Below are 24,896 nucleotides of genomic sequence, written 5' to 3' on the forward strand. Positions count from 1 at the left end.
CGCGAAAGGCGGCGCTTGGCTCTCGCATCTTGGCGGCCGCTTGCCTATGCTGGAGGGCCAGAACATAAGGATGCCCCATGACTGACCTGCGCACAGCCGCCGTCGAGGTGCGTGAAAACGCCCACGCCCCCTATTCCAACTTCAAGGTGGGTGCCGCGTTGCGCGGGGCATCGGGGACGATCTATCGCGGGTGCAACGTGGAAAACGTGGCCTATCCCGAAGGCACCTGTGCCGAGGCGGGTGCGATTGCGGCCATGGTCGCGGCGGGCGAGACACGGTTCACCGAAGCCTATGTGGTGGCCGGATCCCCCAAGCCGGTGACCCCCTGTGGCGGGTGCCGCCAGAAGCTGGCCGAGTTCGGCGCGGGCGACGTGCGCGTCACGATGGCCACGGTCGAGGGCACCGAAGAGGTGATGCAGATTGCCGATCTGCTGCCCGGTGCGTTCGACCCGTCGTTCATGGGCGCGTGATGGACGCGCGCGGTATTCTGGCCAAGCTGCGCCATGGCACGGCGCTGGGCGACGACGAACTGGCATGGATGGCGGCCGGTCTGGCCGATGGCGACGTCAGCGATGCGCAGGCGGGTGCCTTTGCCATGGGGATCTGCCGCAGCGGTCTGGACGAGGCGGGCCGCGTGGCGCTGACGCTGGCGATGCGTGCGTCCGGCGACACGCTGGCGTGGGATCTGGATGCGCCGGTGCTGGACAAGCATTCCACCGGCGGTGTCGGCGATTGCGTGAGCCTGATCCTCGCGCCTGCGCTGGCGGCCTGCGGGGCCTATGTGCCGATGATTTCGGGGCGCGGGCTGGGTCATACGGGCGGCACGCTCGACAAGCTGGAGGCGATTCCGGGCGTGGGCATCATGCTCGACGAGCCGCGGTTGCGGTCGGTGGTGGCGGAGGTCGGCTGTGTCATCGCGGGGGCCACGGGCAACATCGCACCCGCAGACAAGCGGCTCTACGCAGTGCGCGATGTCACGTCGACGGTGGACAGTCTGGACCTGATCACCGCGTCGATCCTGAGCAAGAAGCTGGCCGCGGGGCTGGAGGGTCTGGTGCTGGACGTGAAGGTCGGCACGGGCGCGTTCATGAAGGATGTGGCCGCCGCGCGCGACCTTGCGCAGGCGCTGGTGGGCACGGCCAATGCCGCCGGATGCCCCACGACCGCGCTGATTTCGGACATGAACCAGCCGCTGGTGCCGAGCCTTGGCAATGCGCTGGAGGTGGCCGAGGTGATGCGGGTGCTGACCGGCCAGACGGGCGGGGCGATTGTCGATCTGTGTGCCGCGCTGGGCGGGGCGCTGCTGGCGGGCGCGGGTCTTGCGGCCTCAAACGATGAAGGCGCCGCGCAGATCACCGCCGCCATCGCGGACGGACGCGCCGCTGAGCGGTTTGGCGCGATGATCGCGGCATTGGGCGGACCGGTGCGTTTTGTCGAACAGTGGCAGCGGTTTCTGCCCGAAGCGACGGTGATGCGCGAGGTGCCTGCCGCCGCCGATGGCGTGGTGCAGGCCATCGACGGAGAGGCGCTGGGCCTTGCGGTGGTCGGACTGGGCGGCGGACGCAAGGTGGAGCGTGACGTGATCGACCCGGCGGTCGGGCTGTCGGGGGTCGTGGCCTTGGGTGCGCAGGTGCGCAAGGGCCAGCCGCTGGCGGTGGTCCATGCCGCCCGGCCCGCGCTGGCCGATGCGGCCGCGCAGGCCGTGCGAGGCGCGATCACGCTGGGTGATGCGCCGGTCGGTGCAGGCCCGTTGATTGTCGAGAGGATCGGCTGATGGCGCGTGCATTTCTGGTGGTGATGGATTCGGTCGGGATTGGCGGCGCGCCCGATGCCCACGCGTTTTTCAACGGCACAACCCCCGACACGGGCGCCAATACGCTGGGCCACATCGCGCAGGCCTGTGCCGCGGGGCAGGCCGATACGGGCCGGTCCGGGCCGCTGCATCTGCCGCATATGGCCGGTCTGGGGCTGGGTGCCGCACTGGAGGCGGCCAGTGGGATGCACATCGCCAGCCTGCACGCGCCCGTCACGGGCCGCTGGGCCGCCGCGGTCGAGGTATCGCCGGGCAAGGACACGCCGTCGGGCCACTGGGAGCTGGCGGGTGTGCCGGTGCCGTGGGACTGGGGCTATTTCCGCGATACACAAGACAGCTTTCCGCCCGACCTGAAGGCGCGGGTCGCGCAGGCGGCGGGCACCGAGGGTATTTTGGGGGACTGTCACGCGCCCGGCACCGCCATCATCGACCGGCTGGGTGCAGAGCATCTGCGCAGCGGCTGGCCGATCTGCTACACGTCGGTCGACAGCGTGTTCCAGATTGCCGCCCACGAGGAGGCGTACGGGCTGGACCGGCTGATCCAGCTGTGCCGAGATGTGGCACCCGATCTGCACGCCCGCAACATCGGGCGGGTCATCGCGCGGCCCTTTACCGGCGACGCGCAGAGCGGATTCACCCGGACCCAGAACCGCCGTGATTTCGCGATCGCGCCGCCCGCGCCGGTGCTGAGCAACTGGGTGCAGGATGCGGGGCACGCGTGTTTTGCGGTGGGCAAGATCGGGGACATTTTTTCGATGCAGGGGTTCGACGAGGTCCGCAAGGGCAGCGATGCCGAGCTGATGGTGCATCTGGCCGATCTGGTGCGCGATGCGCCGGATGGCAGTCTGAGCTTTGCCAATTTCGTGGAGTTCGACAGCCTTTACGGGCACCGCCGCGATGTGGCCGGATATGCCCGCGCGCTGGAGTGGTTCGACACCGAGATCGGGAAGATACTGCCGCAGTTGCGCACAGGCGACATGCTGGTGATCACCGCCGATCATGGCAACGACCCCACGTGGGTGGGCACCGACCACACCCGCGAACGTGTGCCTGTTGTGGTGGCCGGGCAGGGGGCGGGGCCGCTGGGGCCTATGCAGTTTAAAGATGTGGCAGGGCTTGTGGCGCGGCACCTGAATGTGCCAATCCCTGCCGCGACAGACACAAAGGAGCCGAAGCGATGAGCGATCAACACCTGACGGTGGTGGACCACCCCCTTGTCCAGCACAAGCTGACCATCATGCGCGACCGCAACACCCCCACGGCCGTGTTTCGCCAGCTTCTGCGCGAGATCAGCCAGCTTCTGGCCTATGAGGTCACCCGCAATCTGGAGATGACGACCAAGTCCATCGAGACCCCCATGCAGCAGATGGATGCGCCGACACTGGCGGGCCGCAAGCTGGCGCTGATCAGCATTCTGCGGGCGGGAAACGGTCTGCTGGACGGGATGCTGGAGCTGATCCCGTCGGCGCGGGTGGGTTTTGTCGGGCTTTACCGCGACGAGGAAACGCTGCAGCCGGTGCAGTATTATTTCAAGGTGCCCGAGGCGATGGAGGACCGGTTGGTCATTGCCGTCGATCCGATGCTGGCCACGGGCAATTCGTCGGTCGCGGCGATTGATCTGCTCAAGCAATCGGGCGCCAAGAATATCCGGTTTCTGTGTCTGCTGGCGGCGCCCGAAGGGGTTGCCCGCATGAAAGAGGCCCATCCCGATGTGCCGATTGTCACCGCGTCCGTGGATGCCCAGCTGAACGATCTGGGCTATATCGTGCCGGGTCTGGGCGATGCAGGAGACCGGATGTTCGGCACGAAATAATGTGGCGAAAATAAGGCGATTGTTGACGTAATTGCTTTACCGACGATTCGAATTGCGTCATCTTGCCCTCAACATTGTGTGGGGGCTGGCATGAAACTTACCAGAATTATCAGTATCGCTGTCATTTTGGGGTCTGTTGGGGTCGGGGCGCTACAGGCGCAGACCCGTCCGGGGAGCGTTCCGGCCGAGTTCCCGCCCTCCAGCTTCAAGGGTAAGCAATACGTCGACAGCAAGGGCTGTGTCTTCATCCGCGCGGGCATTGACGGCAATGTGTCGTGGATCCCGCGCGTGACGCGCCAGCGTACCGGCGTGTGCGGCTTCAAGCCCACATTCGCGGGGCAGGTGGCCAAACCTGCGGCCCCCGAACCCGTACAGAGCGCGGCCGCAGCACCCGAGGTCATCACCAACCCCGCGCCCGCCGCCGCGGCACCGGCCCCGCGTGTGACCCCCAAACCCGCGCCAACGAAAGTGGTGCACCGCGCCCCTGCCAAGCCCAAGGTCGTGCGCCAGGTTGCCCGTGCGCCCGCCCCGGTGGTCGAAGTGCCAACGACCCGCAGCACCCCGGTCCGCGTTGTGCGCACGGCCAAGCCCGCGACCGGCACGCGTGTCGCGACCGCCTGTCCCAACGCTTCGGCGCTGGGCCAGCAGTATCTGCGCCGTGGCGATCTGGCGGTGCGCTGTGGTCCGCAGAGCGGTGCGATTGTCGCCCCCGCCCGCGGGCAGGCCGTGGCCGCGCAAGCCCCCGCATCACGGCCCGCCACCGTCCGCAGCGCCAAAGCGCAGCCCATCCGCGTGTCCCCCAACCGCCGCATCGTGCCGCGCCACGTGGCCATCGACCGCATCAACACCACCAATGTCGCTGTGCCCAAAGGCTACAAGCGGGTGTGGGAGGATGACCGCCTGAACCCGAACCGCGCCGAGCAGTCGCTGGCCGGGCACCGCGAGATGACGCTGATCTGGACCTCGACAGTGCCGCGCCGGTTGATCAACCAGACCAACGGTCGCGATGTGACCGCGTCGGTGCCGCTGGTGTATCCGTTCCTCGATTATACCCGCCAGCAGCGTGAGTTGGGGCAGGTGACCATCGTGCAGCGCGATGGTCAGACGCTCAAGCGGGTGGTGCGCAACGCGCCGGCTGCAAAGGCCCGCAAGCCGGTGTATTCGAGCCGGTCCAAGCCCGCGGTTGCGCCCAAGCCCCGGGTCCAGTCCAAGCCCGTGGCGCGTGTGGCCCCCAAGGCGGAGGCGGCCGCCACAGGTTTTGTGCAGGTCGGCAGCTTTGGGGATGCGGCCGCCGCGCAACGTCAGGCCAAGAAGATCCGCCGCATGGGGCTGCCGGTGCGCATCGGTAAATACACCCGCAACGGCCAGACCACGCGGTTGGTGATTGCCGGGCCTTTCGGCGGCAAGGCAGGGGCCAATGGCGCGGTCCAGAAGCTGCGCCGCGCGGGGTTCACGGAGGCGTTCGCCCGCTAGGCACACCGCGCCGTCCGCACGATATCAGCCCCGTCAGCCCTGTGCTGGCGGGGTTTTTGCGTGACCGATCCGGTCGGATATGGTGGCGGCAAGATCGTCCCCCCACGCGGCATAGATGCCCGCGCCGGGGTGAAAGCCGTCTTTGGCCATGTCGGCGGGGGACAGGGTGAGCGGCAGATCGGTGTAGTGGCTGTCGGGTTCGGCGTGCAGATCGGCGATCAGATGGCGTTCGAGCAGGAGCGCCCGTTGCCCCAGCACCCAGCGCAGCGGGTCGGGCAGCAGCGGAAACTGCCCCAGCGGCGGCATTTGCGACACGAAGATGTGGCGGGCACCTGTGCGTTGGCGCAGGCTGTGCCGCAGCGCGCGGTGGTCGCGCAGCCAGCGCCGCAGGGGTGCGAAATGGGTCACGTCGTTGACGCCCAGCACGATGACGACGGCATCCGCCGGTGCCAGTGTCGCGGGGACGAGCGATTTGCGGGTGCTGGCCGTTGTGGCCCCGCAGGCGGCAAGCAGCGCCCATGCGACCGCGAAGCCACGCCCGGCCAGCCCCCGTGTCAGCGCCCCGGCGAGCGCCGCGTCCTGCGTGGCGACGCCGACGCCTGCGGCAGAGCTGTCACCGACGATGAGAAGGCGCAGGGGCTGACCCCCGCCAACGCGCCCCTGTCGCGGTCCATCCGCTTCGGACAGGCGCAGGGCCCGCCGCCGCAGGCCGAGTGCCTGAACGGCCAGCACCGGCGACAGCGCAAGCGTCATCAGCGTGTGCCCGATCATCCGCCGCAGATGTTTTGCAGCCGCAACCACGTGCCGTCATCAAGCAGGGGTTCGGTCTGGCGGCCCAGCATCGGGTCGGCTTCGATCAGGTCGAGCGTGGTTTCGCCAGTGATGTCGCGGGCCCGCGCGAAGGGCGTGCTGCGCAGTTGCGCGGTCTCGAACAGCGCCAGAAGTTGCGATGTGTCGGCGGGCGGTGGCGGCGTTTTCATCAGGTGTTCGGCGTAGTCGTCCAGCACCGCGGGCGCCAGATCGCCGGTGGTCAGCAGGCGGAAGTTTTCCCACGGGCCCGCGACCTGCAGGAGGCTGTCGAGGGGATCCTGATTGGCGCGGCGGGCCACTTCGGACAGGATGTAGCCTGCGGCGACGTCGGGTTCTTCGTAGTCTTCGAGCACCGCACGGTCGAGCGCGATCACCCCGCCGGGCAAATGCAACGCGGGCCGCGATAGCCCCGGCAGCACGGCCAGTTTCGGCGTGCCGAGCCGGGTGCCCAGCCTGCGCAGGGCGCTGGTGCCCAGAGGATCGGTGCAGGCCGGTCCGGTGACCCGTTCCATCCGCGCCAGAAGGGCGTCGCCGATGGCCACCCGTTTGACCTGTGGCACCACGCGCAGGGTGTTGTCGCGCATCGCGCCGGGCAGCCAGAAGACGAGCACCGCCGCGACGGCGGCGAAGGACGCGGCCATGCCCAGCCAGCGCAGCCGCCCCGGCCGGGGCCGCGCGCGGGCCACGGCGCGCCGCAGCGTTTCGACGGCATCGATCATTTCGGTTTCATCGGCGGGCAGTTCGAGCGTTTCGGACGGATCGCCATCGGGGTGGTAGATGGCGGGCCGCTCACCGGGGTTGGCGCGGGCCAGTGCCGCCAGCGACCAGTGGGTGATTGCCTGTTCGTTCAGATCGGAAATCGTCAGGGTCGCCTTGCCGATGGAGACAATGACTTCCTTGCGTTGCCCCTCGGTCGTGGGACGCCACAGGCCGGTGGCTTCGAGCCGCGTGTATTTGGTCAGGGCGGTCATGGGGAACAGGCTCGGGTCGGTTTTTATGTTGAGGGTGACTTTAACAGAGGGTAGGCCGGGGGCAATGGGGCGTGTGCGCCCCGCAGCGGTCAGGGGAGGCGAAAATGCAGATCGAACCCGCAAGGAGCAGCCATGCCGACGCGATCGCGCAGATGTGGCATGCCGGGTGGCATCAGGCGCATGCCGCGATTGTGGACCCCGATCTGGTGCGGCTGCGCAACCCGGCCGAATTTGCCACCCGCACGCAGGGGTATCTGCCGATCGCGCATGTCGCCGTGCAGCAGGGCGAGGTGGCGGGGTTTTTCATGCTCAAGGGGCCGGAAGTTTATCAATTCTATGTCGGGCAGGCCCATCAGGGACAGGGCGTGGCCGGTGCCATGATGGCGGCGGCGGAGGCCGCATTGGCCGGCCAGCGGGCGTGGTTGTCGTGCAGTGTCGGCAACGCGCGGGCCGCCGCCTTCTATGGCAAATGCGGCTGGACCAACACGGGCGAGCGCCGTCTGGAGGTGGAGACCCGCGAAGGCCCCCGCCACGTGCAGGAATGGCGGTTCGAGAAGGCGCTGTAGCCCCGCCCGCTAGAGCGTTTGGGCCAGTTTGCGCAGCTCGAACTTCTGGATCTTACCGGTGGAGGTTTTGGGCAGTTCCTGAAACACCACCCGTTTGGGGGCCTTGAACCCCGCAAGCGTTTCGCGGCTGAAGGCGATGAGCCCGGCTTCGTCCACCTCGGCGCCGGGTTTGAGTTCGACAAAGGCGCAGGGCACTTCGCCCCATTTTTCATCCGGTTTGGCAACGACGGCAGCCAGCAGCACGTCGTCATGCCCCATCAGCGTGCCTTCGACCTCGACCGACGAGATGTTTTCGCCGCCCGAGATGATGATGTCCTTGGCCCGGTCGGCAATTTGCATATAGCCGTCGCCGTGCTGCACCGCGATGTCGCCCGAGTGGAAATACCCGCCTTCGAAGGCCGCGTCGGTGGCCTGCGGGTTCTTGTAGTAGCCTTTCATCACCGCGTTGCCGCGGATCATGATTTCGCCCTGTGCCGCCCCGTCGCGCGGCACCTGCGCCATGGCATCGTCCATCACGGTGATATGTTCCATGATCGGCAGCGCCACGCCCTGCCGTGCCTTCAGCGCCGCCTTGGCCGCGGTATCGAGCGTGTCCCAGTCTTCGGCGCGCCAGATGCATTCGGTGACGTGGCCGTAGGTTTCGGTCAGCCCGTAGACCTGCGTCACGTTGAAACCCAGCGCTTCGATCTTGGCCAGCGTGGCGGGGGCGGGAGGCGCGCCCGCGGTAAAGACCTCGACCGTATGGGGCAGCGCGCGCCGTTCGGCGTCGGGCGCGTTGACCAGCATGTTCAGCACGATCGGCGCGCCGCCGAAATGGGTCACTCCCTCGTCGGCGATGGCGTCAAAGATCGCCGCCGCCGTGATGTCGCGGCAGCACACCAGCGTGCCGCCGATCAGCGGCATCATCCACGTATGGTTCCAGCCGTTGCAGTGAAAAAGCGGCACGATCTGCATAAACACCGGATGCAGGACCATGCGCCATGAGATCACCGTGCCCATTGTCATCAGATAGGCGCCGCGGTGGTGGTAGACGACCCCCTTGGGCCGTCCGGTGGTGCCGGAGGTATAGTTGAGCGCGAGGCTTTCCCATTCGTCGTCGGGCATCAGCCAGTCAAAGGCCGGATCGCCCGTGGCGAGCGTATCCTCATAGGTTGGATGGCGCCCCGTGGCGGGGTAGCCCGCGGCGGCATCGGGGACCTCGATGATGTCGGGGCCGTCGCCGTCAAGCTTGTCCCGCGCCGCTTCGGCGAGGGGCAGGAACTGGGTGTCGCACAGCACCACTTTGGCGTCGCCGTGCGCGAAGATGTAGGCGACCGTGTCGGTATCGAGGCGGGTGTTGATCGTGTTGAGCACGGCCCCGCAGGCGGGCACGCCAAAGTGCGCTTCGGCCTGTGCGGGGGTGTTGGGCAGCAATGTCGCCACCACATCGCCGGGCGCCACGCCCCGCGCTGCCAGCGCAGAGGCGAGCCTGCTGCAGCGCGCGTAATACTGGGCGTAGGTCACGCGGTGGTCGCCGTAGATCACGGCCGTGCGGTCTGCAAAAACATCGGCCGCCCGCCGCAGGTGTGACAGTGGCGTCAGCGCCACGTGGTTGGCGGCGCGTTTGTCCAGCCCGGTTTCATCCTGCATCCAGCCCATGGCGATCTCCTCCGGTGGCGAAAGTGCGTTGCCCAAATCAGAATTCACGATAAGCAGGGCGCAAGGGATTGCAATTGCGATTGTGCGGCGAAGGGTCGGGCGAATGGAAATTCAGGGCAACAGGGCAGGTGCGGCGGCCGCTTCGGTGATCGCGGGCATGTTTGCGCTGGGCATCACCGACAATTTCGTGCCGTTCATTTCGGAGACAGGATCGTTGTGGCAGTTCCACATGCTGCGCGGATGTCTGGCGGTGGCGTTGCTGGCGCTGCTTGCCGCGGCGGGGGTAGGGGTCATCCGCCCCAAGCGCTGGGCGGCGGTGCTGGGCCGGAGCCTGTTCCCGGCGGGCGCGATGCTGATCTATTTCGGGTGTTTGTCTGTACTGCCCATCGGCGTGGTTGTGGCGGGGTTGTTCACAGCCCCCCTGTTCGTGCTGCTGATTTCGGTGGTGTTTCAGGGGCGCAGGCCGGGGCCGGTGCGCTGGGCGGCGGTGGTGATCGGGTTTGCGGGTGCCGTGCTGGTGATCCAGCCCGATCCGCGCGACCTTGATCCGGTGGCGTTTCTGCCGGTGGTGGCCGGGATGATGTATGCGGTGGGTGCGGTTGTGACGCGCATCTGGTGCGAGGGCGAGGGGGCGGTGGCCCTGTCGGCGGGGTTCTTCGGTATGCTCGCGGTGTTCGGGGCAATCGGTGTGCTGGTCATGCCGGCGGGCGGACCCGAGGGATTTGCCGGTTTCGTATTGCGCGGATGGGTGCCATTGACCGGCGCGATGTGGTTCTGGATCGCGGTGCAGGCGGTGGGGTCGATCATCGGCATCGGCCTGATTTTTCGCGGCTACCTGCTGGGCGAGGCGGGGCATGTTGCGGTGTTCGAATATGCGCTGCTGGTGTTTGCCAGCTTCTGGGCCTGGGTGTTCTGGGGCCAAGCGGTCGGGCCGCTTGCGCTGCTGGGCATGGCCCTGATCGCGGTGGCGGGAGCGGTGATATCGCTGCGCTCGGAGGGGGGCGCGCCGGTGCGGGCCGTGCGCGCAGAGCCATGATCCTGTCGCGCGGCCGCCGGTATCTGTTCATCCACATGCCCAAGACGGGCGGCACGTCGATGGCGCTGGCGCTGGAGGCGCGGGCGATGAAGGATTGCATCATGCTGGGCGACACGCCCAAGGCCCGCAACCGCCGTCACAAGGTAAAGGATGTGCAGACCCGTGGCCGTCTGTGGAAGCACGCGACGCTGGCCGATCTGGACGGGCTGGTGCGCCCCGAGGAGCTGCCCGATCTGTTTGTGTTTACCATGGTGCGCAATCCGTGGGCGCGGATGTTGAGCTATTACCACTGGCTGCGCGGTCAGAGTTTCGCACATAACGCCGTGGGGTTGGCGCGGCGATTGACCTTTGCGCAATTCGTGGACGCCGCGGAGATACGCCAGTCGTTCGCGGCATCACCCGCCCGCAGCTACGTCACCGATGCGCAGGGCCGCGAGCGGTGCGATCTGTTCATCCGGCTGGAGCATTTCGCGCGCGATGTTGCCCCGCTCGAGGCGCATCTGGGGTTCGAGCTGGCGCTGCCGCAGAGCAACCGAAGCGGTGCGCCGCGCGACTACCGCGCCGCCTATGACCCGGTGACCCGCGAAACGGTGGCGCAGGTCTGCGCCGAGGACATCGCGCGGTTCGGCTACCGCTTTGATCAGGTCGATTGATCGCGAAACGGTCGTAATCCTGCGTTAACCCGCAATATTGTAAACCATTTCCATAACAATGCCCCAATTCTGCCCTGTTCCCGGCAATTCGCTGCCCAGAGAATCACGCCAATTGGATGCAACGAACGATTGCAGCACTGCCACTGCTGCCCACCATGGGGATGGAAACGATGTTTGGATGGAAAACGAAGTCACAGCCGCAGACCCGCCGCACGGTCGAACTGACCGGAGCCTATGATGGCGGACTGGCGTCGCTGAGCCACGGGTTGATGGTCGGCACGCGGGTCGCGTCCAATCTGGGATGGCGGGCGATTGATGCGCTGGCCAAGGGCGACATGGTGCTGACCTTTGATCACGGCATGCAGGAAATCACCGAAATCCGCCGCGCCCATGTCTGGCTCGATGCGCCGGACGTGGCAGAGCATCTGTGGCCCGTCGTGGTGCCGGTCGACGCGCTGGGCAATCGCGAAGAGCTGCATCTGCTGCCCGATCAAGGCGTGATGATAGAGAGCGATCTGGCCGATGACGCATTCGGCGATCCGTTTGCGATCGTGCCTGCGCATAGCCTGTGCGGTCTGCGCGGCATCCGGCGCCGCCAGCCGATGCGTCGGGTGGAGCTGATTGCGGTCTATTTCGCCGCGGACGAGGTGATCTATGCCGAAGGTGGCGCATTGATCCACTGCCCGCGGGATTTGTCGACACTGGACAAGTTTCTGGATCAGGCGCCCACGACCTATTCCGTGCTGGATGCCGATGCATCCGATGCGATTGCGCTGGACCTGATGCAGATGGAGGCGGTGATGGCGGCTGAGGCCCCTGCGCCGCGCCCGCGCCCGTGCTGATCGCGTGACTTTGATCCTATAACCCTGTCCCCCACAGGTACGAAAAAGGGGCCGCTGCGGTGGCCCCTTTTTTGCGTGCGCCTCAGCTGTAGGCGCCGGAAGAATAGGTCAGTTCGTAGCTGTGGCTATAGAGTTCGAAAACGATGCCGAAGGGGTCTTCGACATAGACCATGCGGTAGGGTTTTTCGCCCGGGAAATATTCGCGCACCGGCATCCGCTGTTTGCCGCCCGCGGCGACGATTTTTTCCAGCAGACCTTCGAGATCGGGATCCTGGATGCAGAAGTGGAAGGTGCCGTGGCGGCGGAAATCCATGTTGTCCTGCGGTGCCGCGTTGCCGTCGAATTCGAATAATTCGATCCCGATGCGATCGGCGGTGGCCATATGCGCGATGCGCAGCTTGCCCCAGCCGGGACCAAAGACATCCGTGCACATGCGCCCGATGTCGCTGTCGTCCTCGAACACATCGGTGGGCTGCATGATGGTGTAGAAGCCCAGAACGTCGGCGTAGAATTTGGCGGCGGCGTCGACGTCGGGAACGGACAGGCCGATGTGGCTGAAGCTGCGCGGGGCGGGGGGCATTGGGTTTCTCCTGCTTTGGGATATGGCTGATCCAAAGCTAGGGCACGCGGCGTGTCTTTCGATCATTTGCCGGTGACACGAAAAAGGGGCGCATGACGCGCCCCTTTGAAAGGTTGTGGTTGGGCGGAGGCCTCAGGCGGCTTTTTGCGCCTCGGGGCCGAAGCGGCCATAGAACGTCTGGTTCTTTTCGGCCATTTCACGCAGCAGGTCGGGGCATTTGAACCGCGCGCCGAATTGCGCTTCCAGCTCGTCACAGCGTTCGGCCGCGTAGGGCGTGCCGATCATGTCGAGCCAGCTGAGCGGGCCACCGGACCAAGGCGCAAAGCCCCAGCCGAGGATCGCGCCCACGTCACCTTCGCGGATGTCCATCAGCACGCCTTCTTCGAGGGCACGCACCGCTTCGAGCACCTGCACGAACATCAGACGGTCCTGCACGTCTTGCAGGTCGGGCTGCGTTTCGGCGGCGGGGTATTTTTCACCCAGACCTTTCCAGTAGCCCTGACGCTTGCCTTTTTCGTCGTAGTCGAAGAAGCCCGCTTTGGTCTTGCGGCCCAGCCGGCCTTCTTCTTCCATCCAGAAGATCAGGTCATCGGCGCCCGATTTGGGATAGTCGTCGCCCATCGCCGCCATCGTCGCGCGGGCGATTTTCGCGCCCAGATCGATGGAGGTTTCATCGGTCAGCTGCACCGGCCCCACGGGGAAACCAAGCAATTCGGCGGCGTTGTCCACCAGTTGCGGCACGACACCTTCGGTGATCATGCGCGCGCCTTCGTTGATGTAGGGGATGATGCAGCGGTTGGCGTAGAAGAACCGCGCGTCGTTGACCACGATCGGTGTCTTACGGATCTGGCGCACGTAGTCGAGCGCCTTGGCCACGGCCCGGTCCCCGGTGTTTGCGCCCTTGATGATCTCCACCAGCAGCATCTTTTCGACGGGCGAGAAGAAGTGGATGCCGATGAACTGGTCCTGACGCGAGGAGGCCTTGGCCAATTCGGTGATCGGCAGGGTCGAGGTGTTGGAGGCAAAGATGCAATCCTCGGGGATCACCGCCTCGACCTTCTTGGTCATCTCGGCCTTGACGGCCGTGTCTTCGAACACCGCTTCGATGATCAGATCGCAGCCCTTGAGCGCATCGAGATCGGGGGTCGCGGTGATGAGGTTGAGCAGGGCCTCTTTCTTCTCGGGAGTGGCCTTTTTGCGCGCGATGCCCTTGTCCATGAAGGATTCCGAGTAGGCTTTGCCGCGGTCGGCCGCTTCCTGATCGCGGTCGACAAGCACCACTTCGATGCCCGCCTGTGCCGACACCAGCGCGATGCCCGCGCCCATCATGCCCGCGCCCAGCACGCCGAGTTTCTTGACGCGCTGATCGGGCACGCCTTCGGGGCGCACGGCGCCTTTTTCGAGCGCTTCCTTGTTGAGGAACAGCGACCGGATCATTGCCGAGGAGGAGGGGTTCATCAGGACGGACGTGAACCAGCGGGCCTCGATCTTCAGCGCGGTGTCGAAGGGAACGAGCGCGCCTTCATAGACGGCAGACAGCAGCGCCTTGGCCGCCGGGTAGACGCCTTTGGTCTTGCCGTTCACCATCGCGGAGGCCCCCACGAAGGTCATGAAGCCGGCAGGGTGGTAGGGGGCGCCGCCGGGCATCTTGTAGCCCTTTGCGTCCCACGGCTTGAGGATATCGGCGTCTTTGGCGTTGAGCACCCAGTCGCGCGCGGCGGCCATCGGATCATCGCTGACCTCGTCAATGACGCCTGCCTTCTTGGCGGCCTCGGGGGCCATCATCTTGCCCTCCAGCAGCAGCGGCGATGCGGCCATCGCGCCCAGTTTGCGCGCGATCCGTGTGGTACCGCCCGCGCCGGGGAAGATGCCGACGAGGATTTCGGGCAGGCCAATGCGGGCCTTGGGGTTGTTGGCGGCAAAGATGCGGTGCGTGGCCAGCGGCAGTTCCAGACCGATGCCCGCGGCGGTGCCGGGCAGAACGGCGGCGACGGGTTTGCCGCCCTTGTTGGTCTTGGGGTCCATCCCGGCGCGTTCGATCTTGCGCAGCAGGGCGTGCATTTTCATCGTGCCCTCGAACAGGCCCTTGGCCGGATCGTCGCCCGCGTCGGCCTTCATCTTGGCCAGCAGGTTGAGATCCATGCCGCCGGCAAAGGAGCCTTCCTTGCCGGAGGTGATGATGATGCCTTTGACGGCGTCGTCGGCCAGCGCTTCATCGACGGCTGCTTCCAGTTCGGTCAGCCCTTCGAAGGACATCACGTTCATGGATTTGCCTTCGACATCCCAGGTGATGGTTGCGATGCCGTCGGCATCGGTGGTCATTGTGAAATCGGTCATTTGGGGTCTCTCCCGTCATTCATGTGTTCGGTTGCGGGGCGCGGTGGACGCCCCGGCGGTGTTATTCAGGGGGCAGGCACGTCGGAGGCCTGCGCGTTGCGGGCCAGGATGCGGCCAAGGCCCACATCCGGTTCCAGCGCATTGTCCGAACTGCACACCATCCAGTTGCCGTCGATCAGACGCAGGATCGACCGCACCGGGTAGGGTTGTTCGATCACCTGCGTGCCGCTCAGCAGTCGCGTCTCGTGCACCCCCTCGATCCGGTCGTCCGCGACAAAGCGGGCGGCAAGGCAGGTGCGGATGTAGTCCGTGACCGCCTTGGTGTTCTGGAAGGTGACGATGTCGTCAAAAAGCCTGCGCAGATCCGCCCGCGTCTCGATCCGGGCGATGGGCCCGAAGCTCGACACTTCGTGCGGGACGGCGATCATCCGGGCGTAGGCGTCAAAGTCGCCCGCGCTGTAGGACGTGGCGATCCGGTCCAGAAGATCCTGGTAGATCGCCACTGCCGCCGCGTTGGTCTGCGCAGCCTCTGACACGTCAGACGCGCTCGATGATGGTGGCCGCGCCCATGCCGGAGGCGATGCACAGGGTGGCAAGGCCCACTTCCTTGTCGGCGCGCTCAAGCTCGTCCAGCAGCGTGCCGATGATCATGGCACCGGTGGCTCCCAGCGGGTGGCCCATCGCAATGGAGCCGCCGTTCGGGTTGACCTTCTCGTGGTCTACATCAAACGCCTGCATGAAGCGCATGACGACCGAGGCAAAGGCCTCGTTGACTTCGAAAAGGTCGATGTCCTTGATGTCCATCCCGTTGTCGGCGAGGATTTTTTCGGTCACCGGTACGGGGCCTGTCAGCATGATGGTGGGATCGGTCCCGATCTTGGCCGTAGCCCGGATGCGCGCGCGAGGCTTGAGGCCATATTTTTCGCCAAATTCCTTGTTGCCGATCAGCACAGCCGCGGCCCCGTCCACGATGCCCGACGAGTTGCCGGCGTGGTGAATGTGGTTGATCCGCTCGAGGTGTGGGTATTTCATCAGCGCGACCTTGTCGAAGCCCGGCATCACTTCGCCCATCTGCTGGAACGCGGGGTTCAGGCTGCCGAGGCTTTGCATGTCGGTCTGCGGGCGCATGTATTCGTCGTGGTCCAGAATGGCGAGCCCGTTCTGGTCGCGGATGGTGATGACCGATTTGTCAAAGCGGCCTTCGTCCCAGGCTTTTTTCGCGCGCTGCTGGCTGGCGACCGCCAGTTGGTCGGCGTCGTCGCGGGTAAAGCCGTATTCGGTCGCGATGATGTCGGCAGAGATGCCCTGCGGGACGAAATACTGCTCCATCGCGATCGAGGGATCGACGGCAATCGCGGCGCCATCGCTGCCCATGGCAACGCGGCCCATCATTTCGACGCCACCGGCGATATAGGCCATTCCGGCCCCGCCGCGCACCTGGTTGGCCGCGAGGTTCACCGCTTCCATGCCCGAGGCGCAGAACCGGTTGATGGCGAGGCCGGGAATACGCTCATCCAGATCGGACGCCAGCACGGCCGTCCGGGCAAGGCATCCGCCTTGCTCCATCACCTGGGTGACGTTGCCCCAGATGACGTCCTCGACGGCGTGGCCTTCGAGATTGTTGCGTTCCTTGACGGCATTGAGCGTCTGCGCGCTCAACCGCAGGGCAGTCACTTCGTGCAGGCTGCCGTCTTTGCGACCCTTGCCGCGCGGCGTGCGCAGGGCGTCATAGATATAGGCTTCGGTCATGGTGGGTCTCCTTATGTGCCCGCAACGGGCTGTAGTTATGCTTGGGCGCGGTCAGCGGGGCTGCCGGGCATGAGATCGTAGGGGGCTTTCCAGCCCTCCTGTTGCGACAAACGGCTAAGCCAGGCGTCGATGTTGGGATAGTCGGTGCGCTCGAACCCGAAGGGTTCGGGATAATAAAGATAGCCGCAGCAGGTCAGATCGGCATTTGTAAGCCCATCGCCGACGATCCAGTCACGGCCCTCCAGATGCGTATCGAGCACCTTGTACGCGCCGGCCAGACGGGATTGGTTGAAGGCGATCACCTCTTTGGGCTGCTTGTCTTCGGGCAGGAAATTCATCAGGAAACGGGTGACGCCGGCCATCGAGCTGAGCTTGTGGTTGTCCCACAGGATCCAGCGCAGGATCTCGCGCCTCTCGTCTGCATCGCGACCCCCGAATTTGCCGGATTTTTCGGCGACATAATCCTGGATCACGCCCGATTGGGTGAGACGCACATCGCCATCTATCATCACGGGCGCTTCGCCCATGACGTTCATGTTCCCGCGGAATTCGGGCGTGCGGCCTTCGCCGCCGAAGAAGTCGATCTTAACGGGTTCCCATGCAAGTCCCGACAATTCCAACGCCAGCGCCGCTTTGTAGGAATGGCCACTTTCGCCGAAGCAGTGCAGTTTAATCGTCATCGGTATCTCCCGTTATTGATGTCGGAGCGGGGCAGGCCCCGCATGAGTTTATGGGCAAGATGAAGCAAAGGTTGCGGGTGCCGGAGGGAGAGCGATTGACTTTCATCTTGCTCTTTAAACTCAATCCCCCGGGCAGCAGCATGCGCCGCCCTTAAAGGTTTCGCGCAATCAGCTCCTTCATGATCTCGTTTGTTCCTCCGTAAATACGCTGGACGCGGGCGTCGGCCCACATTTCGCCAATGGCGTATTCCTGCATGAAGCCGTAGCCACCATGCAGTTGCAGACACTCGTCGAGCACGTCGCCTTGTGTATCGGTCAGCCAGTATTTCGCCATCGCCGCACGATCGACGCTCAGGGCGCCTTGGAGGTGATCGGCGATGCACTGGTCCAAGAACGCGCGGGCGACGGTGGCTTTGGTTTTGCATTCGGCCAGTTTGAAGCGGGTGTTCTGGAACTGGGTCAGAGGTCCGCCGAAGGCTTCGCGTTCCTTGCAGTACTCGATCGTGCGCGACACGGCACCTTCCATGGCGCCGACGGCTTCGCAGGCGATGATCAGCCGTTCTTGCGGCAGCTGTGTCATCATCTGGTAGAAGCCTTGTCCTTCGGTGCCGCCGAGGATGTTTTCGGGCGGGATTTCGACATTGTCGAAGAACAGCTCTGACGTGTCCGAGGCGTGTTTGCCAATTTTCTCGAGATTGCGGCCGCGTTGGAAGCCCTCGGCGCCATCGGTTTCGACCACCACGAGGCTGGTACCCTTGGAGCCGCCCTTGGGATCGGTCTTGGCGGCGACGATGATCAGGTTTGCGTGCTGGCCGTTGGTGATGAACGTTTTCTGCCCGGACAGCCGGTATGCGTTGCCGTCGCGGATCGCCTTTGTCTTGATCGCTTGCAGGTCGGAGCCCGTTGACGGTTCGGTCATCGCCAGCGCGCCGATCAGCTCACCGCTGACCATTTTTGGCAGCCAGCGCTGTTTTTGCTCTTCCGAGCCATAGGCTAGGATGTAGTGCGCGACGATGCCAGAGTGGATGCCGTGGCCCCAGGACGCGAGGTTGGCCCGGGAGGCTTCCATCAGGATCGCGGCTTCGTGGCCGAAGTCACCGCCTGCGCCGCCGTATTCTTCGGGGATCGAGGGGCACAGCAGGCCGAGTGCGCCTGCTTCGGCCCATGTGCCGATGTCCATTTCACCCTGTTTGCGCCATGTCTCGAAACGCGGCGCCCATTCGGTGGTGATGAAATTCGCCGTCATATCGGCGATCATCCGATGCTCTTCGCTCATCCATGTGGATGTGGTGCTTTCGAAATCTCTCATCTGGCCTCCCTCCCAAGTGGCGCAATCAGCGTTTGCGGTCGTCGAGTTCCGCGTTGAACAGGCGCAGTCGCGCGATCAGGTTTTCCTCGTTCATCACGGAGCTGAAATTTTCGAACAGAAAGGAGAGCGCCTCGCCTTCGTCCAGCCCCGCGTCCGCGGCGAATTTCTTGAGCCTGCGGTAGCCGTCCTCGGTCATGGCGACGGGGAAACGGCGGGTGAGGCGGAAACGTTTTGGCATGGCGCGCTCTTTCAGCTTGGAACAATGGGGCGGGGGTTTGGCCCGCCCCATCCTAGTGCTCAGAAGGCGGCGGCTTCCAGTGCCATCACCGTGTCGGCGCCTGTTTCGATCCGCTTGAGGTGCAGCGACGTGGCGGGCAGCTGGCGTGCCATGTAGTAGCGGCCCGTTGCCAGCTTCGTCTCGTAGAACGCGGTGTCGGAGGCCCCGGCGGCCAGTGCTTCGCGCGCGGCTTTGCCCATCATCGCCCACATCAGGCCAAGGCACACATGACCGAACATGTGCATGAAGTCGTTGGACCCTGCGAGCGCGTTGTTGGGGTTCTTCATGCCGTTTTGCATGAAGTACATGCCTGCCGCCTGCAGATCTTTCGACGCCGCCTTGAGCGGTTCGATGAATTCCGCGTCGTAGGCGGCATCCTGACCGGCGTTGTCCTTGCAGAAGCCCTTGACCAGATCGAAGAAGGCCATCACGTGCTTGCCGCCGTCCTGCGCCAGTTTGCGGCCCACGAGGTCGAGCGCCTGAACGCCGTTTGCGCCTTCGTAGATCATGGCGATGCGCGCGTCGCGGGTGAACTGCGACATGCCCCATTCCTCGATGTAGCCGTGGCCGCCGTAGATCTGCTGGGCCTTGACGGTCATGTCGTAGCCGACATCCGTCAGGAAGCCCTTGATCACGGGGGTCAGCAGCGACACGAGGCCGTCGGCGTCCTTGTCCTCGGACCGGTGGGCGGCGTCGATCATGGTGGCCCCCCACAGGATGAACGCGCGGGCGCCTTCGGCAAAGGATTTCTGATCCATCAGCGAGCGGCGGATGTCGGGGTGTACGATCAGCGGGTCGGCCGCTTTCTCGGGGGCTTCTGCTCCGGTCACGGCGCGGCCCTGCAGGCGGTCGTGGGCGTAGGCCACGGCGTTCTGGTAGGCGACTTCGGCCTGGCTGAGGCCTTGCATGCCCACGCCGAGGCGGGCTTCGTTCATCATGGTGAACATCGCGCGCATGCCTTTGTGCTCGGTGCCCAGCAGGAAGCCTTTGGCGTCGTCGTAGTTCATCACGCAGGTGGAGTTGCCGTGGATGCCCATCTTTTCCTCGATGGAGCCGACGGCAACGCCGTTGCGTTCACCCAGGCTGCCGTCTTCGTTGACCATGAATTTCGGCACGATGAACAGCGACACGCCCTTGATGCCTTCGGGACCGCCTTCGATCTTGGCCAGCACAAGGTGGATGATGTTGTCGGCCATGTCATGCTCGCCCGACGAGATAAAGATTTTCTGGCCGGTGATCTTGTAGCTGCCGTCGTCCTGCGGGACGGCTTTGGTGCGCATCAGGCCCAGATCGGTGCCGCAGTGCGGTTCGGTCAGGTTCATGGTGCCGGTCCAGTCGCAGCTGACCATGTTGGGCAGATAGGTGTCTTTCTGCGCGTCGGTGCCGTGTGCGAGGATGGCGGAGGCCGCCCCGTGCGTCAGGCCCTGGTACATGGTGAAGGCCATGTTGGCGGAAGAGAACATTTCACCCACGGCTGAGCCGATCACGGCCGGCATGTTCTGGCCGCCGTATTGTTCGGGCATGTCCAGACCGGGCCAGCCGCCTTCCTTGACCTTTTCGAACGCGTCCTTGAAGCCTGCGGGCGTATAGACGACGCCGTTCTCCAGACGGCAGCCTTCCTTGTCGCCGGAGACGTTCAGGGGGGCCAGCACTTCGGTGGTCAGCTTGCCTGCCTCTTCGAGGATGGCGCTGGTGAAATCGGGCTCCAGATCTTCGTAGCCGGGGGTTTTGGCTTCGGTCACCTTGAGCACATCGTGCAGCACGAATTGCAGGTCTTTTGTGGGGGCGGTGTATGTGGGCATGAAGTCTCTCCCTAAGTCTTCAGTTTCGTCTATTTGGTGTGTCGCGCCCCGGTTGGGCGGGGCGCAGACAGGTATCGAGGCCGCGCGGCCTAGCCTGCCTTGCGGGCAGGGCTGAGCGAGGAAATCATTTTCTCGCCCCATTTGAGTTGATCGCGCAGGTCGCTGATGGCTTCGTCAAGCTCATCGCGTTGTTGTTCCATGTCGGCCAGACGGTTGCGGGCCACATCATAGGTTTGTTCAAGCTGGGTCAGCTGGTGGTCGCCCTTGTAGTAGAGGTCCAGCAGTTGACGGATTTCTTCGAGGCTGAAGCCAAAGCGCTTGCCGCGCAGAATCAGTTTCAGACGGGCCCGGTCACGTTTCGTGAACAGGCGTTTCTGACCAATACGCAGCGGGAACAGAAGCTCTTTTGCCTCATAAAATCGCAGCGTGCGTGGTGTGACGTCATAGGCGTCGCACATCTCGCGGATTGTAAGGGTATCGTTGCTCATTTTGCTCTCTTGACTGTGTCGGATACGCAGCCGATCTGGGTTCCATCGGAGCCGTTTACAACATCGCGTTTGGTTTACGTAGTAGAACGCCACGTCACTTCTGCGTCAGGTGTTTCATGCGATTGTCATTTGACGTAGGGGCCCGAAATGCGCTCTGTACGCGTAGTACCTTGGTTTCCCTAGCGTAATGGTCGAGATGAATATCAAAGAGGATCAATCCGATGCAGGAGAGCCTGACGCGGTTGTGCACGATCTGTGCCCAATCCGAGGATCGCGAAGAAATATGGGCGGCGGTGGTGGCGTATCTTGCGCCGCAGGGCGCGGTGCGCATTTTCTACCGACGTGACGACCAGAACACGACTGTGTCGGAGAGCGACCAAATCTTTACCCATGGGCTGTCGGAGCAATGGCAGGCCAGCCACGCGCAGCGCGTCAACGAAAGCCAGGATCCGATCTACCGGCTGATCCGGCAGGCGAGCGGGCCGTTCTTGTGGTCGACACTGGCGCGGCAGGCGCGGGTGACGCGGGCCGAAGAAGCGACCCTGCACGCGCTGACGCAATCGGAGTTCGGTGACGGTGCCTCCATGCGGGTCTTTGGCCCGCAGCTGCGCAATGCGGCGGTCTGTCTGGGGCCGGGGCCCGCGGGCGGCGCACCGGATGCGCAGACACTGTTTGGCTGGCACGCGGGCATGCAGCTGGCGCATATGCGGTTGTGCGCGCTCAGCGAACAGGCCCATCCCGCCATCAGCCACCTGTCGCCGCGCGAGATGGAGATCCTGCGGTGGATCGCGCGGGGCAAAAGCACACCCGTGATCGCCGATATCCTTGGCATTTCGCGTCACACGGTCGATACAGTGATGCGGCGCCTGTTTGACAAACTGGAGGTCAACGACCGTACGGCCGCGGCGATCGAGGGGCTGCGACGGGGTCATCTGCTGCTGGATGGTACAGAAGTTGTGTAACGTACCTGCGCTACATGCGCCCGCTGGGCGCGCTCCATAAGATTGAACTATCAATAATAAGCCTATGGAGCGCAAAATGAGCCTTGTGGAACTCAAGCGTCTGGGCAGCGTCGGCCAAGCCCTTGGAATGAGGCCGAAAAAATACGATGGTGACGGGATGGGAGGCACTGCGGAGATCAGTGTCTATCTGCGCGCTGCCGCGTCCATTGCCGAGACTTCGGCATTCGAGCTGGCGCAGGACCAGCCGACCCATGTGGTCGAGCGGCTGTTGTCGCTGTCGCATCAGCTGAGCCGCGTCGCCGACGATATCAGCTAGTCATTGTGCTGCGCGCCCTTGCGGGCGTGTCAGTCTGCGGATTTATCTGCCAGCGCCTGTGCGGTTGTATCGCGCAGGCGTTGCAGTTCTGTCATCGCCTCGTCGAGCTGCTTTTTCTTGTCGGCCAGTTCGCGCAGCTGCCCGTCGGCCAGTTCGACCCACGCCTGCATCTGTGCCTGCGTGCCTTCGTTTTCGTAAATCAGCAACCACTGGCGGATATCCTCGAGCGCAAAGCCGAAGGTGCGCCCGCGCATGATCAGCTCCATGCGCGCCCGTTCGCGCGCACCGTAGTAGCGCGAGCGGCCTTCGCGGTCGGGCGACAGCAGTTCGATATATTCGTAGTATCGCAGCGTCCGGGGTGTCACGTCGAACTTCGCGCACATTTCCTTGAATGTCAGGCGGTTGGCTTCGGACATCTGCTCCCTTTCGGTTCAGTTCGCAGCCAGCCTAAAAGTTGGGCAGGCCAAGTGCAACGGTCTCTTGCCCTTTGCGGCGGGCTGGGTTGTAAAAGGCACCAGAAGAGGAGCGCCGATGTCTGAGAGAAGCAAGCTGGCCCGCCAGTTTATCGAGGCGCTGCCGCACAGCGTCATGCTGGGCATGGTGCCGCTGGATATGGGAGAGGGCGAGGCGCGGATGGCGATGCCCTACAAGGACGATCTGATCGGGGATCCCAACACCGGTGTGATCCATGGCGGGGCGGTGTCGGCGTTGATGGATACCTGTTGCGGCGCGGCTGTGATGTGTCATCCCGCCAGCCCTGCGGGCACGGCCACCATCAATCTGCGCATTGATTACATGCGTGCCGCGACACCGGGGCAGACCGTGACGGCCCATGCCACCTGTTATCATGTGACCCGCTCTGTCGCCTTTGTGCGGGCGGTGGCGATGGACGAGGATACGCAAAACCCCGTGGCCTGCGCGACCGGCGCCTTTACCGTGGAGGCCCGCCCGTGAGCCCGCGTCCCAAGCCCGAACCCGTGCAGGTCATCAAGCAACGCCGCGATGCGGCGCTGAGGGCGTTGCTGGACGGGGTGCCCTATGTCCGGTTTCTGGGCATCGAATTCGAACGCCGCGGCGATGAGCTGACCGGTATTCTGCCCTTCAAGGACAGCCTGATCGGCAATCCGATCCTGCCGGCGCTGCACGGCGGGGCCACGGCGGCGTTTCTGGAGGTCACAGCCGTCATGACGCTGAACTGGGCGTTTATCTGGAGCGATCTGGAAGCCGGCAAGCTGGATCTGGAAGGCGCAGCGCCCAAAGATTTGCCGCGCTTGCCCAAGACGGTGGATTTCACGGTGGACTATCTGCGCACCGGTCTGCCGCGCGACGCCTATGCCCGCGCCCGCGTGACCCGGTCGGGCCGCCGCTATGCAAGCGTGCAGGTCGAGGGCTGGCAGGACAACCGCGAACGCCCCTTTGCGCAGGCCATGGGACATTTCGTTATGCCCCAGCCGCGTGGCTGAGGCCGCAACCGCTCCGCTCGGGCACCGCCGCGTTCTCAACATCGCGTTGCCGGTGGTGCTTTCCAATGCGACCGTGCCGATCCTTGGTGCGGTCGATACCGGTGTGGTGGGCCATATGGGGCTCGCGGCCCCCATCGGGGCGGTGGGCATCGGGGCCGTGATCCTGTCGGCGTTCTACTGGGTATTCGGGTTTTTGCGGATGGGCACCGTGGGTTTGACCGCGCAGGCCGAAGGCGTGGGGGACCGGGCCGAGGTCGCAGCGCTGCTGAGCCGTGCCTTGATGATCGGGCTGGGGGCGGGGGTGGTCATCATCGCCGCGCAGGCCGGGCTGTTCTGGGCGGCCTTTCGCGTGTCGCCCGCCAGTGTCGAGGTGGAGACGTTGGCGCGGCAGTACATGGCGGTGCGCGTCTGGTCGGCGCCTGCCGCCATCGCGCTTTACGGCATCACCGGCTGGTTGATCGCGCAGGAGCGCACGCGGGCGGTTCTGGTGCTGCAAGTGTGGATGAACGGGCTGAACATCGTGCTGGATCTGTGGTTCGTGATCGGGCTGGGCTGGGGTGTGCAGGGCGTGGCCTTTGCCACGTTTCTGGCCGAGTGGAGCGGTCTGGCGCTGGGCCTGTGGTTCTGCCGCGCCGTATTCGCCACGCCTGCATGGCGCGACCGGGCGCAGGTGTTTGCGCGGGCCCGATGGCTGCGGATGATGTCGGTCAACGGGGATATTCTGGTCCGATCGCTGCTGTTGGAGGCGATATTCGTGAGCTTCATGTTCATGGGGGCGGCCAAGGGGGATGTGACGCTGGCCGCCAATCAGGTCTTGATGCAGTTCCTGATGATCACCAGCTACGCGCTCGACGGGTTCGCGTTTTCGGCCGAGGCACTGGTTGGCAAGGCCATGGGCGCGCGCCAACGGCTCCGTCTGCGGCGCGCGGCGGTGCTGGCGTCGGGCTGGGGCATGGGGGCGGCGATGCTGATGGCGTCGGGGTTTGCCGTGGCCGGCGGAACGGTGATCGACGCGATGACCACCGCAGAGGCCGTGCGGGACGCGGCGCGGATTTACCTGCCCTACCTGATCATCCTGCCCCCTGTGGCCTGCGCTGCGTTCATGCTGGACGGGATTTTCGTGGGCGCCACGCGCAGCCGCGACATGCGCAACATGATGGCGGTGTCTTTCGTGGTCTATGTGGTGTGTGCGGCGGTGCTGTACCCGACGCTGGGCAATCACGGGTTGTGGCTGTCGATGTTGATCAGCTTCGTGGCCCGTGGGCTCACACTGGGTGCGCGGTATCCCGCGCTGGAACGGGCGGCGGCGGTCTGAGGG

27 protein-coding genes are annotated in these 24,896 nt (G+C 64.7%); 14 read left to right on the forward strand and 13 right to left on the reverse strand.

Features of this window, described 5'->3' with window-relative positions:
* Window positions 1–77 precede the first annotated feature (77 nt).
* The 5 genes from K3756_RS04140 (at window position 78) to K3756_RS04160 (ending at window position 5,099) form a co-directional block, all read left to right on the forward strand.
* Entirely contained in the window at window positions 78–470 is a 393-nt protein-coding gene (locus K3756_RS04140; RefSeq protein WP_259991190.1) for a cytidine deaminase, read from the forward strand.
* Entirely contained in the window at window positions 470–1,774 is a 1,305-nt protein-coding gene (locus tag K3756_RS04145; protein ID WP_259991191.1) for a thymidine phosphorylase, read from the forward strand. The genes K3756_RS04140 and K3756_RS04145 overlap by 1 nt, the downstream gene beginning before the upstream one ends.
* Window positions 1,774–2,994, forward strand: a complete 1,221-nt coding sequence (locus K3756_RS04150) for a phosphopentomutase (protein WP_259991192.1) — start codon at window positions 1,774–1,776, stop codon at window positions 2,992–2,994. Before K3756_RS04145 ends, K3756_RS04150 begins: the two co-directional genes overlap by 1 nt.
* Entirely contained in the window at window positions 2,991–3,626 is a 636-nt protein-coding gene (upp, locus tag K3756_RS04155; RefSeq protein WP_259991193.1) for a uracil phosphoribosyltransferase, read from the forward strand. The genes K3756_RS04150 and upp overlap by 4 nt, the downstream gene beginning before the upstream one ends.
* A 90-nt stretch (window positions 3,627–3,716) precedes the next feature.
* Complete coding sequence (locus K3756_RS04160) at window positions 3,717–5,099, forward strand: SPOR domain-containing protein (protein WP_259991194.1); 1,383 nt, start codon at window positions 3,717–3,719, stop codon at window positions 5,097–5,099.
* A gap of 33 nt (window positions 5,100–5,132) precedes the next feature.
* Here K3756_RS04160 and K3756_RS04165 read toward each other — a convergent pair whose 3' ends face one another.
* On the reverse strand, window positions 5,133–5,900 hold the full coding sequence (locus K3756_RS04165) for an SGNH/GDSL hydrolase family protein (protein WP_259991196.1): 768 nt from the start codon (window positions 5,898–5,900) through the stop codon (window positions 5,133–5,135).
* A complete protein-coding gene (locus K3756_RS04170) occupies window positions 5,867–6,880 on the reverse strand; it encodes a hypothetical protein (protein WP_259991198.1) in 1,014 nt (337 codons plus the stop codon). Before K3756_RS04170 ends, K3756_RS04165 begins: the two co-directional genes overlap by 34 nt.
* Before the next feature lie 104 nt (window positions 6,881–6,984).
* On the opposite strand from K3756_RS04170, the gene K3756_RS04175 reads away from it, so the two are divergent.
* Window positions 6,985–7,446, forward strand: coding sequence for a GNAT family N-acetyltransferase (locus K3756_RS04175; RefSeq protein ID WP_259991200.1), 462 nt, complete (start codon window positions 6,985–6,987; stop codon window positions 7,444–7,446).
* 9 nt (window positions 7,447–7,455) lie between these two features.
* Here the strand turns inward: K3756_RS04175 and K3756_RS04180 are convergent, their stop codons facing one another.
* Entirely contained in the window at window positions 7,456–9,084 is a 1,629-nt protein-coding gene (locus K3756_RS04180) for an AMP-binding protein (protein ID WP_259991201.1), read from the reverse strand.
* Window positions 9,085–9,187: 103 nt separating this feature from the next.
* Here K3756_RS04180 and K3756_RS04185 point away from each other — a divergent pair, with 103 nt between their 5' ends.
* The 3 genes from K3756_RS04185 to K3756_RS04195 all read left to right on the forward strand — a co-directional run bounded on the left by K3756_RS04185 (window position 9,188) and on the right by K3756_RS04195 (window position 11,615).
* A complete protein-coding gene (locus K3756_RS04185; protein WP_259991203.1) occupies window positions 9,188–10,120 on the forward strand; it encodes a DMT family transporter in 933 nt (310 codons plus the stop codon).
* Entirely contained in the window at window positions 10,117–10,773 is a 657-nt protein-coding gene (locus K3756_RS04190) for a sulfotransferase family protein (protein WP_259991205.1), read from the forward strand. The genes K3756_RS04185 and K3756_RS04190 overlap by 4 nt, the downstream gene beginning before the upstream one ends.
* A 116-nt stretch (window positions 10,774–10,889) precedes the next feature.
* Window positions 10,890–11,615 carry a Hint domain-containing protein gene (locus K3756_RS04195; protein WP_259991207.1) on the forward strand — a complete coding sequence of 242 codons (726 nt, stop codon included), beginning with the start codon at window positions 10,890–10,892 and terminating at the stop codon, window positions 11,613–11,615.
* A gap of 82 nt (window positions 11,616–11,697) precedes the next feature.
* On the opposite strand, the gene K3756_RS04200 is transcribed toward K3756_RS04195, so the two are convergent.
* From K3756_RS04200 to K3756_RS04240, 9 genes are all read right to left on the reverse strand, one after another.
* On the reverse strand, window positions 11,698–12,195 hold the full coding sequence (locus tag K3756_RS04200) for a lactoylglutathione lyase family protein (protein ID WP_259991209.1): 498 nt from the start codon (window positions 12,193–12,195) through the stop codon (window positions 11,698–11,700).
* A 132-nt stretch (window positions 12,196–12,327) separates the two neighbouring features.
* A complete protein-coding gene (locus tag K3756_RS04205; protein WP_259991210.1) occupies window positions 12,328–14,532 on the reverse strand; it encodes a 3-hydroxyacyl-CoA dehydrogenase NAD-binding domain-containing protein in 2,205 nt (734 codons plus the stop codon).
* Between the two features lie 65 nt (window positions 14,533–14,597).
* Entirely contained in the window at window positions 14,598–15,068 is a 471-nt protein-coding gene (locus K3756_RS04210) for a hypothetical protein (RefSeq protein ID WP_259991213.1), read from the reverse strand.
* A 1-nt stretch (window position 15,069) separates the two neighbouring features.
* Window positions 15,070–16,281, reverse strand: a complete 1,212-nt coding sequence (locus tag K3756_RS04215) for an acetyl-CoA C-acetyltransferase (protein ID WP_259991215.1) — start codon at window positions 16,279–16,281, stop codon at window positions 15,070–15,072.
* A 35-nt stretch (window positions 16,282–16,316) separates the two neighbouring features.
* Complete coding sequence (locus tag K3756_RS04220; RefSeq protein ID WP_259991217.1) at window positions 16,317–16,961, reverse strand: glutathione S-transferase family protein; 645 nt, start codon at window positions 16,959–16,961, stop codon at window positions 16,317–16,319.
* Window positions 16,962–17,112: 151 nt separating this feature from the next.
* Window positions 17,113–18,270 carry an acyl-CoA dehydrogenase family protein gene (locus K3756_RS04225; RefSeq protein WP_259991219.1) on the reverse strand — a complete coding sequence of 386 codons (1,158 nt, stop codon included), beginning with the start codon at window positions 18,268–18,270 and terminating at the stop codon, window positions 17,113–17,115.
* Between the two features lie 25 nt (window positions 18,271–18,295).
* Window positions 18,296–18,508, reverse strand: a complete 213-nt coding sequence (locus K3756_RS04230) for a hypothetical protein (protein ID WP_259991221.1) — start codon at window positions 18,506–18,508, stop codon at window positions 18,296–18,298.
* Between the two features lie 59 nt (window positions 18,509–18,567).
* The gene (locus K3756_RS04235; RefSeq protein ID WP_259991223.1) at window positions 18,568–20,349 is read right to left on the reverse strand and encodes an acyl-CoA dehydrogenase C-terminal domain-containing protein; all 1,782 of its coding nucleotides are present in this window, start codon (window positions 20,347–20,349) and stop codon (window positions 18,568–18,570) included.
* Window positions 20,350–20,438: 89 nt separating this feature from the next.
* Window positions 20,439–20,837 (reverse strand): MerR family DNA-binding transcriptional regulator, encoded by a 399-nt coding sequence (locus K3756_RS04240; RefSeq protein ID WP_259991225.1) that lies wholly within the window; start codon window positions 20,835–20,837, stop codon window positions 20,439–20,441.
* 221 nt (window positions 20,838–21,058) lie between these two features.
* Between K3756_RS04240 and K3756_RS04245 the strand changes: the two genes are divergently transcribed.
* Together K3756_RS04245 and K3756_RS04250 are read left to right on the forward strand one after the other, a co-directional pair.
* Window positions 21,059–21,799: a LuxR C-terminal-related transcriptional regulator gene (locus K3756_RS04245; RefSeq protein WP_259991227.1), complete on the forward strand. Its 741-nt coding sequence runs from the start codon at window positions 21,059–21,061 to the stop codon at window positions 21,797–21,799.
* Window positions 21,800–21,875: 76 nt separating this feature from the next.
* Window positions 21,876–22,115 (forward strand): hypothetical protein, encoded by a 240-nt coding sequence (locus tag K3756_RS04250; protein ID WP_259991229.1) that lies wholly within the window; start codon window positions 21,876–21,878, stop codon window positions 22,113–22,115.
* A 29-nt stretch (window positions 22,116–22,144) separates the two neighbouring features.
* Here K3756_RS04250 and K3756_RS04255 read toward each other — a convergent pair whose 3' ends face one another.
* Window positions 22,145–22,531: a MerR family DNA-binding transcriptional regulator gene (locus K3756_RS04255; protein WP_259991231.1), complete on the reverse strand. Its 387-nt coding sequence runs from the start codon at window positions 22,529–22,531 to the stop codon at window positions 22,145–22,147.
* A 115-nt stretch (window positions 22,532–22,646) separates the two neighbouring features.
* Between K3756_RS04255 and K3756_RS04260 the strand changes: the two genes are divergently transcribed.
* Genes K3756_RS04260 through K3756_RS04270 form a run of 3 tightly spaced genes read left to right on the forward strand, consistent with a single transcriptional unit; the run spans window position 22,647 to window position 24,893 of the window.
* Complete coding sequence (locus K3756_RS04260; protein WP_259991233.1) at window positions 22,647–23,069, forward strand: PaaI family thioesterase; 423 nt, start codon at window positions 22,647–22,649, stop codon at window positions 23,067–23,069.
* Complete coding sequence (locus K3756_RS04265; protein WP_259991235.1) at window positions 23,066–23,578, forward strand: PaaI family thioesterase; 513 nt, start codon at window positions 23,066–23,068, stop codon at window positions 23,576–23,578. Before K3756_RS04260 ends, K3756_RS04265 begins: the two co-directional genes overlap by 4 nt.
* Window positions 23,571–24,893 (forward strand): MATE family efflux transporter, encoded by a 1,323-nt coding sequence (locus tag K3756_RS04270; protein ID WP_259991238.1) that lies wholly within the window; start codon window positions 23,571–23,573, stop codon window positions 24,891–24,893. The genes K3756_RS04265 and K3756_RS04270 overlap by 8 nt, the downstream gene beginning before the upstream one ends.
* Window positions 24,894–24,896: the final 3 nt, after the last annotated feature.

The sequence above is a fragment of the Sulfitobacter sp. S190 genome, from assembly GCF_025141935.1.
Taxonomy (GTDB): domain Bacteria; phylum Pseudomonadota; class Alphaproteobacteria; order Rhodobacterales; family Rhodobacteraceae; genus Sulfitobacter.